This window comes from Rhizobium sp. AG207R (assembly GCF_027109195.1).
GTDB lineage: Bacteria > Pseudomonadota > Alphaproteobacteria > Rhizobiales > Rhizobiaceae > Rhizobium > Rhizobium dioscoreae.
The window spans coordinates 1-20,322 of record NZ_JAEPVT010000023.1 but is presented as its reverse complement, the minus strand read 5'-3'; the positions used below and the strand labels follow the sequence as shown (position 1 = coordinate 20,322).

The 20,322-nt window shown below is 58.4% G+C and carries 7 protein-coding genes and 2 pseudogenes; 5 read left to right on the top strand and 4 right to left on the bottom strand.

What is annotated here, in order from left to right; all coding sequences use genetic code 11:
- The 4 genes and pseudogenes from JJQ51_RS32695 to JJQ51_RS32680 form a co-directional block, all read left to right on the top strand.
- Window positions 1-223 (top strand): annotated as a pseudogene (locus JJQ51_RS32695) (ShlB/FhaC/HecB family hemolysin secretion/activation protein); the annotation flags it as partial.
- A 95-nt stretch (window positions 224-318) separates the two neighbouring features.
- Window positions 319-9,930: a hemagglutinin repeat-containing protein gene (locus JJQ51_RS32690; RefSeq protein ID WP_269245861.1), complete on the top strand. Its 9,612-nt coding sequence runs from the start codon at window positions 319-321 to the stop codon at window positions 9,928-9,930.
- Between the two features lie 5 nt (window positions 9,931-9,935).
- The gene (locus JJQ51_RS32685) at window positions 9,936-10,346 is read left to right on the top strand and encodes a hypothetical protein (RefSeq protein WP_152096721.1); all 411 of its coding nucleotides are present in this window, start codon (window positions 9,936-9,938) and stop codon (window positions 10,344-10,346) included.
- Window positions 10,347-10,405: 59 nt separating this feature from the next.
- Entirely contained in the window at window positions 10,406-11,071 is a 666-nt protein-coding gene (locus JJQ51_RS32680) for a hypothetical protein (RefSeq protein WP_152096720.1), read from the top strand.
- A 71-nt stretch (window positions 11,072-11,142) separates the two neighbouring features.
- Here the strand turns inward: JJQ51_RS32680 and JJQ51_RS32675 are convergent.
- Window positions 11,143-12,361, bottom strand: a pseudogene (locus tag JJQ51_RS32675) (IS3 family transposase).
- Window positions 12,362-12,855: 494 nt separating this feature from the next.
- Complete coding sequence (locus JJQ51_RS32670) at window positions 12,856-17,226, bottom strand: hypothetical protein (protein WP_152096719.1); 4,371 nt, start codon at window positions 17,224-17,226, stop codon at window positions 12,856-12,858.
- An 859-nt stretch (window positions 17,227-18,085) separates the two neighbouring features.
- On the opposite strand from JJQ51_RS32670, the gene JJQ51_RS32665 reads away from it, so the two are divergent.
- A complete protein-coding gene (locus JJQ51_RS32665; protein WP_173004683.1) occupies window positions 18,086-18,541 on the top strand; it encodes a methyltransferase in 456 nt (151 codons plus the stop codon).
- Between the two features lie 79 nt (window positions 18,542-18,620).
- On the opposite strand, the gene JJQ51_RS32660 is transcribed toward JJQ51_RS32665, so the two are convergent.
- Together JJQ51_RS32660 and JJQ51_RS32655 are read right to left on the bottom strand one after the other, a co-directional pair.
- Entirely contained in the window at window positions 18,621-19,472 is an 852-nt protein-coding gene (locus JJQ51_RS32660; RefSeq protein ID WP_152096717.1) for an SDR family NAD(P)-dependent oxidoreductase, read from the bottom strand.
- A gap of 200 nt (window positions 19,473-19,672) precedes the next feature.
- Window positions 19,673-20,322: helix-turn-helix domain-containing protein (locus tag JJQ51_RS32655; protein ID WP_269245860.1), on the bottom strand; the 650-nt coding region annotated here is incomplete at its 5' end.

The following is a 20,322-nucleotide window of genomic DNA, read 5'->3' as shown; positions in this document are numbered from 1 at the left end:
GATACTCGGAGAGTTGAGGCCCTATGTCGGCCTCGATTACGGGCGGATCGCACGCCAGGCCCGCTACCAGATCGCCGGTGGCGACATGCTCGGCTGGACGGTCGGGGCCAAGCTCGCCGGCGGCAATGTCAATTTCGATATGGGTTATTCGGATGTCTTTGGCGGCACGGTCGACCGCCGCGACTCCGGGCTTCTGTTTGTCAGCACATCTGTGAGGTGGTGATCATGAGGAATCACGTCAACGCATCGGCAATGAGAGCTTTCTCAAGCTCGGCGCCGCGGACGGCATCTCGGATCCTCAAGCAGTCATTCGCGCTGATGTTAAGCGGTTTGCTTGTCTTCCAACCAATGTTGGCGAACGCGCAATCTGTCTCCCCCGCTGGATCGGCACCCGCCACCAATCAGCCAGGCGTCGGTACTGCCCCGAATAGTGTGCCGCTGATCGATATCGTCACACCCAACGCCAGCGGGTTGTCGCACAACAAATACGACAATTTCAATGTCGGCACACAGGGTCTGATCCTCAATAACTTCAAAGGTGAGCAAGGCATCTCGAACCTCGGCGGGGTGACACCAGGCAATCCAAACCTCAATGCCTCGAACCCGGCTTCCGTCATTCTCAACGAGGTTACATCAGGCAACCGCTCAGCTCTGAATGGCCCGACGGAAGTATTCGGTGGCAGAGCTGACGTCATCATCGCGAATCCTAACGGAATCACCTGCGCGGGCTGCGGCTTCATCAACACGCCGCATGCGACGTTGACGACGGGCGTGCCCAACATCGGCGCCGACGGCAGTCTGACAGGATTCACCGTCAATGGCGGTGATGTCACCTTCGAAGGGGCAGGCGGCAATTTCTCGGCTGCTCCTGGCGCTGTCGATCTGTTCGACGTGGTTTCCCGCCAGATCCATGTCAACGCGCCGATCTATGGCAAGACCGTGCGGCTGACAGGCGGTGCCAGTCAATACAACTATGCCACAGGCGAGTCGACGGCGCTGACCGCCACCTCGGGTACGCCAGAATATGCGATCGATGGCACGGCGCTCGGCGCCATGCAGGCCGACCGCATCAAGGTGGTCGTCACGGAAAAGGGTGCCGGCGTCAAGATGAGCGGCGATATGGCCGCCAATGCCGGCGAACTGTCGCTCTCGGCCGACGGCAAGATCTCGATCGGCAATGCCTCCGCACGCGATGGTGTGACCATCACCTCGAAGCAGAAGGTCACAGCCGCCAAGGTCACCTCGAGACAGAAGGTCAAGGTTCAGGCCGACCAGGGCATCACCCTGCAATCGGTCGCAGCCGATAGCGATATTGTGCTCGCGAACGGTAGTGGCCTGCTGAGCATTTCCGGTGACGTCAACAGCGGGACGACCATACAGATGAGCTCTGGTGGCGGCATTGCTGCTGGCAGCGTTACCGCTGGCAACGGCGCAGCGACGCTTGTCGCCACTTCCGGCGATATCGCGGTCGCAGGAGCCGCCAATAGCACTGGCGACCTCACTCTGACCGCTTCGGCCGGTTCGATCTCGGCCGCTTCGCTGTTGAGCAACCAGAGCATCGCATTGAATGCCGGCCTCGACGTCGCTGTTAGCGGCAATGTGCTGGCGCAAGGCAATGTCAACGCCACCGGCCGCTCGGTCTCCACCGGCCTGGCCGTCTCGGGAATCAATATTACTGCCACCAGTGCCGATCCGAACGGCAATGTCGTCCTTGGTAGTGGCGGCTCCCTGAGCCTGACGGCGACCGGCGGCAGCATCACGACGGGCAACCTGTTGTCCGCCGGAGCGCTTAACGTCGGCGCCACTGGCAATGCGACCGCCGGAAGCATCCAGTCTGACACCGACCTGACCGTGACGGCGGCGTCGCTGACTGCAAGCGGCCTCACGTCGCATGGCGCGCTCACCGTCAACGCCGCCACAAAAGTGACCGGCCAGATTCTTGGCGCGAGCAATATCCTGATCTCAGGTGCTGCGATCTCCGCCGGGGCCATCGTCTCCGGTATCGATTTCGCTCAAACCGCTACGAACGGCGGCAATCTTGTCCTCGGCAGCACCGGCGACGTGACACTCCAGTCCTCGGGCAGCCTTTCTGCCAATACGCTGGTTGCGGCCGGAGTGATTTCCGCGACATCCGCCGATCTGACTGTTGGTAACGTCACCGGCCATAACGATATCTCGCTTGCCGGAAGTCATAGCCTGACTGCGGCCGGGCAGATTCTTGGAGCCGGTAATGTTTTGTTGTCCGGCGGCACCGTTTCAGCCAACCAAGTCGTCAGCGGTCTCGATTTCGCGGCAACGGAAGCCAATGGCGGTTCCATCGTCCTTGGCAATGCCGGCGACGTAACTTTGCAGTCCGCTGGACAACTGACCATCACCGCTCTGCTGGCGGCAGGAACGATTACTGCCACTGCGGCTGATCTCAGCCTCGGCAGTGTCACAGGCCATCAGAATATAGCCCTTACCGGCACTTCCAGCCTGACTGCGACTGGCCAGATCCTTGGCGCGAACGATATCACGCTCTCTGGCGGTACGGTTTCGACCGGCCAGGTGGTGACCGGGGTCGATTTTGCCGTCATGGCACAGTCTACGACCGGCGCAATCGTCGTCGGTTCAGCCGGCGACCTCACCATCAACGCCAGCCGCGCGACCTCAGGCCCGCTGCTGGTCGCCGGTGATCTCAGCGTGAGGGGTGGCTCGTTCACGGGCTCGAGTGTCACGAGTCACGGTAATGTCACGCTCGACGCCGCGAGCACGACGACCGCAAGCGGTCGCGTGGATCTCAGCGGCACACTCCTGGCTGCGGGCGATGTCAGCATCACCGGCACGAACATTACCGCGGGCACGCTCGTCTCGGGCGTTGATTTCGCGGCGACCAACCAGTCCCCGGACGGCAGTGTCGTACTTGGTTCCGCGGGTGCACTGACCCTCAAGGCCATGGCGGGCAACGTCAACGCCGCCAACCTGCTCTCGGCTGGCACGGCCAACGTCACCGCAAGCGGCAGCATCGGCAACAGCGTTGCCCCGAATGCGGTTGCCCACCAGAATCTGACGATGACAGCGGGCGGCACGATTGCCCTTGCCGGCCAGTCCATGGCGGCAGGCAATGTCAGCCTGCAGGGCCAGTCGCTCTCCGTTGGGAGCCTGATTTCGGGTGTTGATTTCGCGGCGACCCGCGCCTCGGCGACCGGCGCATTGATGCTGGCCCACGGCAGCGCCCAGACGGGCACCATGACGCTCACCGCCACGAATGGCGATGTCACAGCCAGCAACGCGCTGCTGTCGGGCAGCGATCTCAGCGCCACGGCAAATGGCGGCATCAGTTATACATTGCTGCAGAGCCTCGCGAACGCCTCGCTGACGGCTCCTGGCAGCATCAGCTATACCAACGACAGCCGCGTCACCGGCAATCTGACCATTAGCACGGGCACACTCGATCTTTCGGGAACGCGCGGCGCCAAGCTCGCCGTCGGCGGTGCTCTAGCTGTGACGGCGACATCCGCGAATCTTACAGGCAGCAGCCTTGTCCTCGGCGGTCTGACGCTCAACCTCACGGGTCAGGCCGACCTCACCGGCGCGCAGGTGAGCACAGTCACGTCTAGCGTTACCGGTACCGGTAACGCGGGAGCTGGTGGCTCCGGCGACATTGCGATCACCGCAGGCGGTCTGACCGCAAGCGGCACAACGACGCTGCTTGCTGCCCATGACCTGACGCTCACCCTGCCGACACTGTCGAACAGCGGTCAGCTCGCCGCTGGCAACGATCTGACCATCAATACATCAGGCGATCTCACGAATACGTCTACGGGGCTTCTTTATGCCGGGAACGACGCCTCTCTTCTGGTCGCGGGAACGCTGACCAACAATCAGGGCGCTATTCTTGCTGGCAACGACCTTACGATCGCCGGCAGCTCGCTTAGCCAGCGCAACGCTGCGACGACCAACATCTCCGGCCTGATCCAGGCTGGCGGCGACATCTCCATCCTGACCTCCAATCTGACCAATCAGCGGCTGACCACGCCGACCTGGACGACTGGCGTGCTCGTGTCCTCCGGAGCGGTCGTCGGTACCTTCGTGCTTAATCCGGCCGTCGCTGGTCAACCTTTTGCCTATCTGGAGACCAGCGACCAGAACATCTTCCAGCTCTATCCCGGCATCGACCCTCCGGCGTGGCAGGATTACCAGCCGCTGCTCTGGTCGCAGGCGACCCTTGCCGATGGCACCAGCTATCACGCGTGGACCTGGACCTCCGCGAACGGACCGGTTCTGGTGCGGCCGATCTATGACTGGATCCTGGCGAGAGTGCCGAAGGATGCCAATGGCAATCCCGTTCTCGATCCCAATAATCCGTCAAAGTACTTCATCGTCGATGAGGTCGTCAGAAACGGCACGGACGCAAGCACGACCTACACATGGGACCCGACGGCCAATATCAGCCAGTCGGTCTATGAGGATCAGTTCACCGGTCCGTTGGCACCGGAAGCGGTGATCCGTGCCGGCGGCAATCTGACAGTCGATGCCACCAACCTCACCAATTCCTATAGCCGGATCGAGGCCGGCGGCGATGCGACGCTGAAAGGGTCGACGCTCACCAACGAGGGTGTCGTCCTCAATCGCACCACGATGCTCACCTGCAATGCCCAGAGCGCCTGCACGGCCTACAATGCCGATGGCACCGCCGACCCGTCGCGCGACATCGCCAACGGCACGTCGATTGTCTCGGGCTCGCAGGTGATCGGTGGTGCTGCCGGTACGCTCAAGGCGGCTGGAGCACTCAGCCTTAATTTTAGCACGGTCAACAACACCTCGCTTGGTTCGACGAGTGGCGGTGCGGCTGTCAGCGCACCCTCGACATCAAGCGACCCGCTGTCGGCCCTGAACGGCATGACTGCCGGCGGCGCCCTGTTCACGGTCAACAGCGCACTCTCCAATGTGGCTGGCACCACCGCCCCGACCGCGGCCGGCGGCCTTACCGCTGCGCTTGGCAACCTGACCCAGATCTCCGCGGCGAATGTCGCGCAGCTTGCGGCACTCGCCAAGCCGCAATCCGGCGGTGTTGGTGGCACGGTTCCGGGGCAAGCGTTCATCTTCGAGACGCGCGCAGCCTTCCTTGACGTCTCGAAGTTCTATGGCTCGTCCTACTTCATCAATCGCGCCGGCTACAATCCGGAGACAGGCATTCCGTTCCTCGGAGATGCCTACTTCGACAATCAGCTCGTCGACACGCAGCTCAGACAGCTCGTTGGCGACGGCCTCGGAAAAGGCTCCTTCATCCCCGGCAACAACGCCATCGACCAGATGAAGACGCTGCTCGACAATGGTGCAGCTTACGCTGAGGCGAACGGACTGGCGTTTGGTCAGGGTCTCACGCCCGACCAGGCTGCCAATCTGAAGCAGTCGATCGTCATCTACCAGGCCCAGACCGTCAACGGTGTCCAGGTGCTGGCCCCCGTCGTCTACCTGTCGGCTGCCGACCGTGCCAAGGCGGCAACATCGGCCGGTGCGATGATCGCCGGCAATACGGTCGATCTCAATTCCACTAATGTCAACAATTCCGGTGCGGTCGCCGCAGCCGGCGGTCTTAGCGTTGCCGCCAGCACGATCAAGTCGACCGGCACCTTCTATGCCGGCGGCAACCTGAACCTCACGGCTTCCAACGGCATCACGCTTGCTGCCCAGACCATGACCATCGGTGGGCAGAACGTTATCAATCCCAGCGCCGGCGTCTCGGCCGGGGGCAATGTGCTGCTGGCCGCCAACAACAGCGATCTCAATCTTCAGGGCGCCAGCGTCAAGGCGGGCGGCAGCGCCCAGCTTTCCGGCAACAATGTCAACCTCGCTGCGGTCAAGGCTGACAATGGCGGCCAGCAAAATGCGACGGGGGCACGCGTCAATACGGGTGGCAACCTTGCGATTGCCGCCAACAACGATGTCAACATTATCGGCTCCTCCGCGAAGTCGGGCGGGAATCTTTCGGTGGCCGCTACGAATGGAGCGGTCAACATCGTCTCCACCGATGTCGCCCGCCGCACCGACGACGGCTACACCAAGACGACCAGTACCGATCAGCAGGCCTCGCAGCTCTCGGCCGGCGGCAACCTGCAGGTCAATGCCAATACCGGTGTTCTGATCTCCGGCTCGGATCTGTCGGCCAAGGGTGATGTCGGTCTGACGTCCAATGGCGACATCAACATCATCACCTCGCAGAACCAGTCCAACTCGACGTTCGGCAAAAACTCCTCGTCCGAGGTGACGCATAATGGCTCGACCATTACGGCGGGCGGCGATCTGGCCGCGAAGTCGAACAGCGACATCAACGTCATCGGCTCGACGATGGATGCCGATGGCAAGCTGGGTATCCAGGCCGGTAAGAACGTCACCATTGCTGAAGCGACCGATAGCGCCACCCTCGATGTCAAAAGCTCCAGCAAGAAGAGTGGTTTCCTCGGCTCGACGAAGGAGAATGCTTCCGGTCATCTGGAGACCACGACCGCGGTTGGGTCGTCACTCTCCGGCAAGGACGGCGTGACGATCAAATCCGGCGGCGATACGACAATCTCGGCTTCCAAGGTCACGGCCGGCGACGATACGCATGTCGCTGACCTGAATGTCCAGACTGGTGGCAATCTGATCGTCACGGCCGGCAAGGACACCGAGACCGAACAAGACAGTGCCAAGCGCAAGGGCTTCCTGCGCAGCGGCAGCTCGAGCTTTGATGGCTACAACGAGACGACCGTCGGCTCGCAGCTCTCGGCTTCCGGCGACGTCAACCTCGACGCCGGCAAGGCGGCCGCTATCGTCGGCTCGAAGGTCAATGCCGACGGCTCTGTGAATGTCTCCGGTGAGAGCGTCAGCATTATCGGCGCGCAGGAGAACCACCAATCCGACAGCCAGCGCAAGGATTCCGGCCTGTTCGTCGGCTCCGGCGGCGGTTTCATCTCGCTCTACGGCAAGAACGAAAAGCAGGGCCAGCAATCCTCGACGGGTAACGTCGGCTCAGAGCTTACGGCCGGGAACGACGTCAACCTGACAGCAAGGACGACCGATCTCAACATCATGGGCTCGTCGGTCAGCGCGGATCGCGACATCAATTTGTCGGCGGCCGGAGACGTCAATGTCACGCCGGGTGCCGAAAGTTTGTCACAGTCCGAGCAACAGAAGAAGTCCGGCTTTGGTCTTGCCTTCTCGGCAGGCGGCGGCGGTTTCTCGATCGGCATCGGCGCGCAGTCGACGAAGGACAGCAAGGCGCAGCAGTCCGACACCAATGCGGTATCGACATTGGCGGCGGGCCGCGACCTCAACATCTCGGCCGGTCACGACGTCAATCTGCAGGCGACCAGTGCCTCGGCCGAACGTGACGTCAGCCTCTTTGCCGGCAATAACATCAATCTGCTGTCGGCCAACGACGTCACCAATTACCAGGAGGCGCACGAGAAGAGCTTTGCCGGTGTGACGCTCACCGTGTCGAGCCAGGTCGGCAAGGCGGCTGAGAGTATCATGAACTCGGCCGAGCGCCTGTCGGATAGCGGCGGCGTCAATGCGGTGACCAACACGGCGATTGCCGGTCTCGGCTTCTACCAGGCCTACAAGGACCTGAAGGATGTCTACCAGCAGTACCAGAAGTCCGGCGATATCGGTGTCAATGTTTCGCTGACGGTTGGTGCAAGCCATCAGGAAAATAGCTGGTCCTCGTCATCCTCGACCCCGGTCGTCACAGATATTCGCGCAGGCCGCTCCATCTCGATGGAAGCCGAGAACGGTTCCATCACCAGCGATGGTGCCCAGATCCTGGCCGGCTACGACAAGAACGGCGTTCCCACGGTCTCCGGAGATCCACTGACCGGGGATATTTTCCTGTCGGCGACGAATGGCAACATCAATCTGAATGCCGCCACGGGCACATCCGATTCGACCAGTGCTAATTCTTCCTGGAGTGTTGGCGTGGGCGTCGGCGCGACCTTTGGTGGTGGTGGCAACGGCGACCTAGGTCTGGTTGCCAATGCCGGCTATGGCAAGGGCAGTGCCGATACCGAAAGCCTCAGCCACACCAATACGCATGTCAACGGAACGGGTGACATCACCATTGTTACCAACGACTTGGCGTTGCGCGGCGCGACTGTTACAGGCAACTCGGTCACTGCCGACGTCAAGAACTTGACCATCGAAAGCCAGGTGGATATCGCCAAGGCCAAGGCTGACCAGCTCAATCTTTCGGCACAGACTGGCTTTGGCTCGACCAGCGCATCGGGGGTTACTCAGAAGGCCAACGGCGATGCGGCTCTTGTCACCGAGCAATCCGGTATCCATGCCGGTACCGGCGGGCTCAACATCAATGTCAGCGGTCAGACATCGCTCCTCGGCGGTCTGATTAGCAGCGATGCAAGCGCGGAACTCAACAACTTCTCCACCGGCACCCTGACGGTCGCCGATATCGATACGCATTCGACCTGGAAGGCGGAGACTTTTGGCGGCTCGATCGGCACCAGCGGCATCATGCCGACGCCGCCGGTTAAAGACAGCGAAAATAAGACCGGTCAGGCACTTTCCGCCATCGGTGGCAATATCGGCATCACCATCACGGACCCGGCACACCAAACCCAGGATGTCGGCACAATCCGCCGCGATACCGACAACACCAATACTTCACTGCCCGGTCTGCCGGACCTCGAAAACATTCTGCGCGATCAATACAAGACGCAGGCCGATCTGCAGGCAGCACAGGCCACCATGGCGGGTCTGGTAGGGGATATCGCTACCAACCTGTACAAAAATGCCGACACACAGGCAGAGCGTGATTTCTGGGCTGAAGGTGGCCAAGGTCGCGCGCTACTGCATGCAATCGGAGGAGGTATTCTCGGGGGTGTCAACGGCTGGGAGGGAGCCATCAAAGGCGCACTCGGAGGCGCTGCGACAACCCTGATGGCCCCTGCCATTGCTGATCTTGTCAAGGGTATGCTGAAGGACAGTACCTTATCAGATCAGGATAAGCAGACGCTTGCTACGATGATCGGAACGAGTCTCAGTTCAGCTGTTGGTAGCGTAGTTGGCGGTGGAGAAGGAGGGTCCTACGGCGCCGCAAACTATCAATTCAATTACCTAACGCACGCACAGCGTGAAGAAGAAATAACGCAGTTAGCTGCGTGCGATGGTAATCAGGACTGCGTCCAAGACATTGTTGGTCATTATGCCGGCATAAGTGCAACCCAGCAAAGCGACTTGACGGCATGCCTGACGATGGCGTGCGTTGATGCCATCGTCGCGTCACTCGGCGATTCTGATGCGACGCTGGGAGCTGACTATGGCCAACTGCTGCAGTATTCGGGACAAGCGGCTGAAATTGCGATGGCTGACAAGGGACTTGGTGTCCTCATGCAGACTCGATTGCAGACAGACATCGCTTATGCCTATTCCACTGCAGCCTATTGCGAAAAGAATCCAGGACCTTCATGCAAACGTGACGGAGGGTTGCTTTACTACCTTGGCCAAACAGCTCTCGAGGCGACCTACGGCACCCTTGGCCAAGGAGGTGGTGGCTCAGGCAACCCTGGCAACACGTCAGTTAAGACTGGAGCGCTTTTCGACAATCCTTCGGCTGCCGTTACGTCGCGTGTGAGCGAATTGCTAGATCAAATCCCCGCGAACTCTAAGGGCCGGATTACAATGGGGGTTGCAGTCGTCGAAGATGCCGCAGGTAATCGCCAAATTCTCATAAGCACTTCCGAACCCAACGGCTATTTGCGCCCAGGCGTCAGCTTGAAAGACGGTGAAACGCTGATTTCCGGCCCAAGAGGAAGCCACGCTGAGGCGGATATTGTACGATATGCTCAGCAGAATGGGCTTAAGATCGTCGATATCGGTGCAACAAGACCCGTCTGTGCAGGGTGCCAAAGTGTAATCCCCGGCGGCACAACTATCTCAACACCATTAAAGTGAGTGTCATGCGTCTATCTACAGTCAACGAAGATCTCGCCCAGCGCTTTCGAGAAGTCCCTAATACGAATGATGCCCGACGTCTATTCGAAGAGATATTCCGGGCGTGTACTCGCAGAATTGAAAGCGGCTGGTACGCCTTGTTGGAGAATGACCAACTCGCCCGGCAGTTAGCGGCCGGTGAACTGCCTCGGGGTTTCGATTTCGGCACGCTAAGCAGCGAGATGGATGAAAGATACTTTGATGCAGAGGACGAAGGACGAGATGGGGATTCTGCAACCTACTTTGCCTTGGCCCGTTTGATGTCGGCGCTTTCGTTTGCCTCAGCAGCCACGGATGCCACTGGTTTTTCCGAGGCAAGCTACGAAGCCATTATGGCATTACCCAACCCCAAAGAGGATTCGGCAACATTGCTCTAAATCGCACAGATCGCAGCCACTGCATCGAAACATCATAACTTTTCTCTAGGATTTTAAGGATGCGTTTAAAGACTGTTGGCGTTTGGTTTGTCGTGGGCCTCTTGGCTGGCTGCGCCGGGACGCCAGACCCGGCCAAGGTCGCTGCAGAGCAGCATGAAGGGTCAGCCCAGATTTTCGCAAAGCGGAAGGAGAAAGGCTCGCTCCTTCTTGTCCGAATGGTGGATTCACCGTTCTTGGGTGACGTGAATTGCGACGGTTACATCACGCTGCGCAAAATCAATGCGGGAAAGCCAGACGAAACGGAACCACCTCTGTCGGTTGGTTCCGCTGCTGCGTATCGTCTGCAAAATCCAAACAAGCTGTCCCTCGGCCAGTTGTTCTCCGCGACCGCGCAAAGATATGAGAGATGGTTCGTGCCCGTTGCCCCTGGTCGCTACTCCATTACATACGCGTCCTGTCGTTATGGAAATACAACCATTGAGGCGGGAGGTGACCAGGACGGCCTCTTCGGTAGAACATTCAGCTATGTCCGCCCATTCGGGGGTGAAAGTACGATCACGATCGGCCAGGGGCAGATTGTTGACGCAGGATATATTCGGCTGGCGGGAACACGCAGCGACCCGCGCGTGGTGGGATCGGAAGCCACGCCCGCCGAGCGTGACCTTATGAAAAGTGTCATGCCGGACGTCTATCCCGCGATTACTTTTACGAAATTCGGTTTGTAACAGTTCAATCAGTCGGGCAGCCCTTTTGGGGGCTGTGATCGCTGGAGTTGCCCCTTAAAACCCGGACAAGATCAGGTTTCTGTTTGACGGTTTAAGAACTCACGAGGCGACCGATACCCCAATGCCTTATGCGGGTGAAGGGTATTGTAGTGTTCGAACCATGAAGGCAGTTGCGCGATGACGGTTATGGCGTCGGGTAATAGGTTCACCGAGACGTAATCGCGCTTGAAAGTTTTGACGAAGGCCTCTGCCATTCCGTTGGATTGAGGGCTACGAGCGGGCGTTGAACACGGCTCCATGCCGATATCGATGAGCAGCGATCTGGTGTCCTTTGCGATGAAGCAGGAGCCGTTGTCAGTCAGCCATTCGATTGGCTTTGGAAGGGTGTTGATGAGACCGAAGCGGTCCTCAACAGCCGTGATGACAAGGTCCTGGACGTTCTCGCTCTTGATGCCCTCGGTGTCGCTACATGGGCAATGGCCTCGCGATCACAGCAGTCGAGAGCGAAGGCAACGCGGACCTTCTCCTTGTTGTCGCAGCCGATTTCGAAGCCGTCTGAACACCAACGCAGATTAGATTGCTCGACGGCGACGCGGCCATCGTGGCGACGGGTGTCAATTGCACCGGTGTGGCGCTGAAGAAGCATGCCGTGAACCTTCATCACCCGGTAGACGCGTTTGGCATTTGGCCATGTGCGGTTTTCGCTACGGGCTTTACGGCAAAGGATCGCGTGAACCCGCCGATATCCGTAGGTCGGCATGTCGTCGATGATCGACTTGATCTCATCCAGCAGTTCCTGATCGGGGAGCGGCGGCCGCCCTCGGGTTTTGGAAGGGCGTTGCTTCACACGTTCGGCGATGTTGGATCGGGCGACACCCAGGGCCTCGCACACCGCCGTCATCGAGAACCGTCCTTCGGCAACGAGAGCGAGCGCAACAGGTGTTTTTTTGACCCTGATGCTATCTCAAGCGCTTCCTTGAGGATTTCGCCTTCCATCGTCTTCTTGCCTAAGAGGCGCTGCAACTCTTTCATCTGGCTCTGAAGCGCCTTGTATTCGGATGCAAGGACGACTTCTTCCTGCGATGCAGTGGCCGTCAGCGCATCCTGCGCCGCAAGTTTGCGCCAGGCGAACAACTGGTTCGGCTGAATGCCATGCCGTCGCGCAACGATGCTGACCGTGACGTCGGCCTCGTAAGTCTCCTGGACTATCGCGAGCTTCTCCGCTGTCGACCAGCGACGGCGGCGCTCAGGGCCGGACAGCACTTCTATCTTAGGTATGTGACTGGTCATTATGGGCACATTACTCCTAACACCTAACAAGTGGGAGATCGTGTCCGGGGATTTAGGGGGCCACTACACAATGACAGATGCGAAGATGCATCCGCTACTATTCGGGATTGGGCGCCTTTAGTGATCATCCAGGCGATGTAGACGGTTGCCTAAATAGGGATTTCGCGAGCGGATAGTTATGCCACGACTAAAACCAGGAACGCAAGAAATACAGTCTCAATTGATCATGAGCGATCTGAACGCCACGCCCGCCGGCGAGCCGTTCCCGCTGAAACTTACAGCGGGTATTCGAGAGCTTTTACGCGATCAACCTTACTTACGACATGACGGATCAATGGATCAGGCGTCCTGGCCCCTTTACCTATAACTATCGATGGCTCAGCCAAAACGGCAGCCACGACGATATAAAGGGCTTTGCAGACCGGCATTTTGAGATGATCTACGGCGTGAAGCCGGACACCGTGGTCAATGTGGACACGTGAGACGCCAGCTATTCAAGTGTGGGAATGAGCACCCTTCTTGTCACGTTTGGTTAGATCAATTCCGATCACTGTAATGTTATCGATGCCCGGATAGCGCGGCGATAGTTCAAGCCATTTCTGTTGCAGCGCTACGACTAAGCCGTCGAAATCTACGCGGCCAAGTTTGCCGGGAAGATCCCAGCTGGTTTTCTCGCCCTTTTGAACCAAGGCAAAAATGCCCCGGTTTGATCTGTTGTCTCGCAGATAGTCGCCGCAAAGTTGGTTTTCGAGCCGCTCAAAAAGATCTGGTCCGCTCCATTTGTCGGCAAGCTTGAGTTCACCCGGCACGGGACCATCAAATCCTATGCCATGAAAGCGGAGATCGGGCTTCTTGGCATCGGCGAGCTCTTCTTCCTGCGGGATCGCATAGCGGCCAAACGCTTTGTCGCGAAGTTCCTTCCCGATATATTTTCGCATGTCGGTTTCGAGCTTAACGGTTCGCAAGATCGCAGCGATGCTGCTGTCCCCGTTTTCAAGATCGTCTTTCAGATCGTTGAGCCGAAGCACAGCAAGCTCAGCGAGTTCCCGATGGTTGGTCGGGGTTCTCTCCAGCTTGTCGTTAAGCTCTCGCACCCCAGCAGGAGGGATCGCATCCAGATCGCCGTCTCTTTCAGCCCTCTCCTTCGCGAAGCGCGCGAGCCAGGGACGTTCGGGGAACGCTTCCGCAATCTCGTGGATTGCCAGGAATGTCTCCTTCCCTGAGGTCTTCAAAAGGACGTCGACGAGGTGATTACGCGCATCCTGCGCGTTGTCCCTGAGACCGGGCGAGTACACCCCGCTCCCGGCTCGCTCAATATCATCCTCGCGCTTCACGTGTTGACTGATGAGCAAATAGAGGGATTTCAAGTAGGAAGGCGTGTGGAAGGCCCCTCGGGCCGCACCGTCCTCGCCCCTCCGCCCGCTAAACAAGTGCGTGACATAGTTCATGGCGAATTCGATACGCTTTTCGGTATCATTGATCGCATCAAGATGGGCGCTGAGCGCAGGAATGGCGTCGTGCGGCGCTACACCTGTCCACGCAGCAAACCAAAATGCAGCATTCGTGGAATCGCCAAGCGCGGCGCATTTTGTTGCAGCGAGCGCGCCAAGATCGGCATCAGAAATAGACGAGCCCTGCAGGATTTTCAGAAGCTTGCCGAGATTGTTGAGATTGACGGGCTCGACCGTTTGCATAAGGCCGTAGAGCTGAGGGGCGAGTTGGTCCCAGCACCATTGGCCCGACCAACTGACATCGCTGATTATGTAGTTACCGTCGACGTCGGCCTTCTCGTTGGAAAGTTCATACCTGATCTCTCCCAGCAAGAACGCCGTCACCGTGGCTGGATCGGTTTCGAACAATTTTGGAAACCAACTCGGGAATCCGTTGAGCTCAAACGAGGCATAACGGCAGGCTCGTTCGACTTCGGAGGGGCTCAGCGCTGAAGGCCAACCGGGGCTTTCGTGGAACTCTATCTCAAGGCCCACGAGACCGAAAATCGTGGCGTAAGACGTCTGATTGTTGGGCGCGCCTTCGGATTGTAGTGTCGGCGCGTGGTGCCGCCAGAATTCGACCGCGGAGTCGCGGTAAAAGCGAGCTATCGGCTCGCCAAACTTCGCGATTAGCTGATGCCAGTTGTACCCGGTCCATTTTCCGCCGACGTGCCTGTCGTCATGGCTGCACTTAAACAGGTAGAGCGTAGCGTTAAGCATCTCTCCTGGCTTGGCTTTCTGGGACGCCCGGAGACTTTCCAGCTCCTTCTCAAGATAGGCCTTCCACCTCTCGTGGTATTTGGCGCGCGTGGCTTTATGGGCTTCCCGCTGCTTCTTCCACTGTCGCTCCTGTGCCCTCCAACGACGAGTTTCAGGTTGGGCCGGCGGCTTCAGAAACGTATTGAGCCGCGCCACGAGTTCATCGTTTCCTGCCACGAGTTTTTTGAGCTTTTCTCGCCAGACGCGAGGCCGGCCGAAACGGCGGTACAGATCAAAAGCCAACGAGAGCGCGACGAGCTTATTATCCTGCTCCTTCTGATTTGCGATCTCGCCGCTTACATAGTCGAAATCGGATTCGCCGAAAGCCCAAAAGGTCCCGAAAATTGAGGCGTGCCAAAAATCAGTCAGGCGCTCGCCTTTCTGCTCTGTACTTTCTCGTGTCTGCTGCACCTCGAACCAGAAGAAAGCTCGATTGAGTTCCGCCCAAGACGAGATAAGCTCAGCAAAGTTGGTTTTCTCATCGGAGATTTCGTCGCTCTGATAGGCGCGAGCACCTGAGATCATGCGCATGATGGTGAAGCAAGCAGGTTCAAACGCACTCGGATGACGCACCGAGATTAGGCGCTCAACGGCTTTTGAGGCTGAGGGCAGCAGCCACTCAAAGCGCTGCGAAACGTTATTGAGCCGGCGCTCGATCACGGGCGGCTGGCTTAGTATTGGCAGAAGGCCGACGGCCAGTGCATGAACCACGTCAAGAGGAGCACGCTGGACGAAGCTTTTCAGCTGCTCGCTCAAGCCATCTACGCTATAAGGTTCCTTGGGTTGGCTCCGGCCAATGGCGCGCAGGAACCATTCGAGGTTCTCAAGATTCGGGGCGAGATCTTCGACAAGCTCTGCCAAAAGAGTCCTGTTAAGTTCATTTTCCTGTGAGATAAACTCGTCGCGGACTCGTCTCTGATCAGCCTCAGACCCGATAGCTTTGAGCGCTCGAAATGCATTCTGGCGGCTATACTCCTCCGCCCCATTCGAAAGAGCGATCTCCAATACCTCTGGAAGCGCGCCTTCCAATTGACCCAGCCAAACCATACGCAAGAGGAAGGATGAAAGATCATCATTGCTCGCGTGCGATCTAATGAGCGCGCGAATGTCATCCGTGAGATCGGCATTTGCGAAGCGCTGGACCGCCGCGTAATCATGGATCGATCGGCTCGACGTCCCAGCGGCAACTTGCGCGCATACATCATGAAGGATTTGTCGGCGGTCTGTGATGGGAAGCTGGCTCGGATCACCACCTTCCAGAGCAATTTCGGGCGCGATTTGCTTGATGCGATCTCTGATTTTGCCATCAAGCAGGGCAAGCCACGGCAAAATCGGGCGCAGGGTCGGGGTTACGATTAAAGTCCCATATTGCTCACGGAAGAACATCGCCTCAATTGACCGCCGCGAGGTTTCGCGGGCGAGTAATTTTGCAAACCATTCGGCGGCCAGGTACTCGCGAACCGACCGGTGGTGAAACCTTACCACACCATAGATTGCTTCATCAAAGATGGGGCGCGCGAGGAGAGCCGCCTGTTGCGCTTCGTCCCAATCGGGAAGCACGGATTTGACTGGAATTCCCTTGGTATTATCGGCCCCATCCGGAACTCGAATTGCCGGATCTTTCGAAAGCGTCGCGGCGGCGGCGAGCAGCATCGCGCCCTCCCGTGCTCGCTCCATTGCAAGAGGGCGCGCTTCGGCCCGCCCTTGGTCACGTTCGCTAAGGCGACGTTCAATGCTGTTGCGCATGATCTCCAGCCGGCTGCCAGTACGCTCGTTCGCAAGCCAAAATGCTGTCAGGTCTTCGAGATCTTGTGGACGGGTGGTAAAGGACCATGCATCGGCTCTTTCCACGGCATTCAGAAAAGCTTTGGTATTGGTCACGCCGCGAGCCGCAATGAAGAGGGCGATCTGCTCTGCGCTGAGATCGCTAAGGGTGACGATCTTGAAGCCGGGAGCGCCGTCATTGCCTTTGTCACGTGTCTCGGTCTGAATCGCGTCTTCAAGGTCGCCGAATTCGGCGTCATCTCGTTTCTCTTGGGTCTTCTGCACAGCGACCGGCGCCGCATATGGCAGATGAGCGATGCAGTGCATGAGGTCCGTCTTGGGGCGCCAAGCAGTTGTGCGCCCCGTGATTATAATGTGAGCGCGAATCTTGGCCGTTCCAATAACCGCGCCGAGTTTGGTGATTGCAAGTTCGAAATCGCGAGGATTGCGAAGACGCGCTTCGTCCACTGAATCAAGGAGGAGCCAGCCTTCTTCATTGCCCTTCAGCCACGCGCAAAATTCGGGATAAGTTCCCACTTCAAACGCGAATTCAAAGTCGCGGGGAATGTTCTCGAGGCGCAAAAAGAATGCACGCTTGCCTTCGCTCCGAAGCGTTTGGGCGATGCTTCGTATCTCTGCGGTCTTGCCAGACCCGGCCTCGGCAAGGATGACCAAACGATATTCGTTGACGAGATCGCCCCAGGAAAGGCGATGACCGACATGGAAGGCGCGGCCCGCGTCGATGCTGTCATCCTCGCTCGCGTATTTTGAAAGCTCGTGAAACGTTCTTCCGAGCTGCACGAAATCGAACCCGAACGTTTCGGCGGGGGAAATAGTTTTAAGCTGGTTCATGACGTTGCAACCTATCATAGGCTATGACATGAACAAGTGGAGAACATTTAAATCACAGGAACGCCGATAGAAGAACGTCGTCGCGAGGGCGGTCGGCGGTCGGGACAGGTGGCCGAACTATTTGATTGGCATGGCTGCCTTCAGCGAGCAAATCCCGGAAGGTGATGTGGATGCCCTTCTGACGAGTTCGACAAGCTGTGGTTCAGAAGGAGCCCGGCCATGCGTGGAAATGACCTGCAAATAGCAACGCCGACGTGACCGCTTCAATCCCGCAAAGACCCGGGGCTTTGGGAGGTCCCTTCGCCGCCCGAGTCCGAGCACGAAATCAATTTGTCAAAATTGCATGTCCGGATTTTCAGCTTACCGTTTCGATTGCCGATTGTCGCTTCTAATTCCGGATTCCAAACGGCAAAATACCTTGAATCAGTGGGGTTTAAACGTCAAAATCAGCGCGATTTTCTGCTAAGGATTTCAATTTCAGTTTGCGATTGCAATAGTAGCTGCCGTCTTGGCTTAGGATCCGTTCCCACGGACGGGGATGCTGTCCGATTTTCAGCTTAGCATTTCAATAAAATCCTTAGCTGGGAAATTACCATCCCGCTTCGCACGAAACATTTTGGCGCCGCCAATCATCATCTTGGCAGCTGAGGCCACTGCCGCGAGGACGATTTTGTGCGATTTCCATCATATTATTGTTCCCCATGACCAGCCGTATCGGGTCACTGATCCCCGATCAAGAAAATGAAACGAGGCTGTCGCACAAACGATGCTCGATCTTCCCTCGCTCGTTCCTATTGCCGCGGTGTTATCGCTATGTCTGTCGATCCTCCTGTTTCACGGTCTGACAGGCGTACCACCAGTGCCATCCAGCTCAACCGAAATCGCCGATGTCATCGAGTTGCTGCGGAATGCGGATTTGCCGAAGCATGCGGTCATCTACGAGCTCGGTAGTGGCTGGGGCTCCATGGCCATCGCACTTGCTCGCGCGTTTCCGGATGCCGAAATTCGCGGGATCGAAATCTCGCCGGTGCCCTACTTGTTTTCCAAGCTGCGGATGTGGCGCTTCGAGAACGTGACCATCTGCTGGGGGAATTTCTTCAACCAAGATATCAGTGATGCCGACGCCGTAACGTGCTATCTGATGATCAAGCCGATGCGGAAGGTCAGCAGCTTCCTCGACCATATGCTGAAGGATGGCACGCCGGTGGTTTCGCTGACGTTTTGGTTTCGCGGCCGACAGGTCGAAGCGTCGCGGGAAGGACCGGGATTGCGGGGTGGTGCGGCACTTTATCACTGGCCCGCCCGCAAAGTCTGAGAATGCCCCAAGCGACGACCTGTTTTGGGTCGCGGCTTGGGGTGTGTAACACTGGACAAAATGCCCGAAGACAAAGCATTCACGGAGAAGCGATTTCCCGAACTTTCCGCTCGCCCTGAGCCGCGTTCGAGACGCTTTCCCAAGCCTCCCAGGTTGCTAACCGTGCCGCATACGCCGCACGTGCGACCGGAAGTCCCTCGGTGCCGAGGAACAACCGCAGCGGCGGGGTATCCATATCGACGATTGTCAAAACAGCCTCAACCGTCGCCTGAGGATCGCCGAAGGCGATGCTGGCGGCACGCGCGAAGATTCCGGTCCTGAGATCCGAGTAGGCATCGAGACCTACAGAGATCTTGAGAGAGGTCTGGCTGGCGAAGCCGGTCGCATAGGCGCCTGGCTCCAGCATCGTAACCTTGATGCCGAAGGCGGCAACCTCCTGTGCCAGACTTTCATGCATGGCCTCGAATGCCCATTTGGAGGCGTGATAGAATCCGACGATCGGGCTTGCGACGAGGCCGGCGACGCTGGAGACGCCGATGATATGGCCGCTGCCCTGCTTGCGCAGCAATGGCAGGACCGCCTGAATCACGCGCAGCGTCCCGAAGAAGTTGGTTTCGAACTCCGCCTTGATGTCGGCTTCCGCTGTTTCCTCGATGGCGCCGACAAGCGCGTAGCCGGCATTGTTCAGAACAACGTCCAGCCTGCCGAAATGGTTATGACCGCGCTCAATCACGCTGCGAACCTGGTCAGTATCCGTGACGTCGAGAGCAAGCGGTAGAACTGCGTCGCCATATTGTTGGCTGAGATCGGCAATGCTTTCGAGAGAGCGTGCTGTTGCCACGACCTTGTCGCCGCGTTTCAGGGCGGCTTCGGCCCAAATGCGACCGAACCCGCGGGACGCGCCAGTGATGAACCATACTTTGCCAGACATTTTAGTCTCCTTGAACTGATAGCTGCTTCGGATCTCCCCGGCATCTTTAGCTATCAGCACCGGCATACCGATGCAGTGGCGGATGATGCCAATCGCATTGCAGCCGGCGCCAAAGAGGGGCGCCAAGGGATTGTCTTAGGTAGCTGGAAATAACTCCGACGCTCGCCGCTACTGTGGCAGCATGCGAGACCTGATTTGCATCAATGCAGCGAATTGAATTGCGAGGCATCCCGTTCGTTCAGCTCGCGCCATTGCAGAGGCGTCAGCCCCTCCCAGTCACGAAAGGCGCGGTAGAAGGAACTGCGATCCTGATATCCTAGAAGACATGCGACCTCGTCGATGTCCGTGGATGGGTTGGACAGGAGTTGCCGTCCGAGTTCCTGGCGCGCTTCCGACAGAAGCTCGCGAAAGGTCTTGCCCTCATCGGTGATGCGCCGTTGCAGCGTTCTCTCGCTCATGTTGAGATCCTGCGCTATCTGCGACAACTCCGGACGTCCGCTTGCAAGCGATCGCTTCAGGACGACTTTCACCTGGTCGCCAATGGAACTGCGGGCCTGCAGCTCACCCATGGCGGCAGCAAGTGCCGGCGTGAGGATTTCCAGGAGTTCGGGATTATGGCCCGGAAACGGCCGGTCAAGATCGGCTGATTTCAAGACGAGCCTGTTCTGCGGAGCACCATACTTCACGGGACACCCGAAAAAGAGCTGGTACAGATCGCTCTTTGGCCCGGAGCGCATGAACTCGACCCGAACCGGTGTCAGGGCTTGGCCGGTTCCGCGGCGACCAAGCTCGACCAGGAAGGCGAAGGCAACGTCGGTGGCGATCCCGGGCTCAAGCTCGGTCGCGTAAA

Coding starts and splice junctions, on each gene's coding strand:
- JJQ51_RS32690 (WP_269245861.1), top strand. CDS start 319: ATGTTAAGCGGTTTGCTTGTCTTCCAACCAATGTTGGCGAACGCGCAA.
- JJQ51_RS32685 (WP_152096721.1), top strand. CDS start 9,936: ATGCGTCTATCTACAGTCAACGAAGATCTCGCCCAGCGCTTTCGAGAA.
- JJQ51_RS32680 (WP_152096720.1), top strand. CDS start 10,406: ATGCGTTTAAAGACTGTTGGCGTTTGGTTTGTCGTGGGCCTCTTGGCT.
- JJQ51_RS32670 (WP_152096719.1), bottom strand. CDS start 17,226: ATGAACCAGCTTAAAACTATTTCCCCCGCCGAAACGTTCGGGTTCGAT.
- JJQ51_RS32660 (WP_152096717.1), bottom strand. CDS start 19,472: ATGTCTGGCAAAGTATGGTTCATCACTGGCGCGTCCCGCGGGTTCGGT.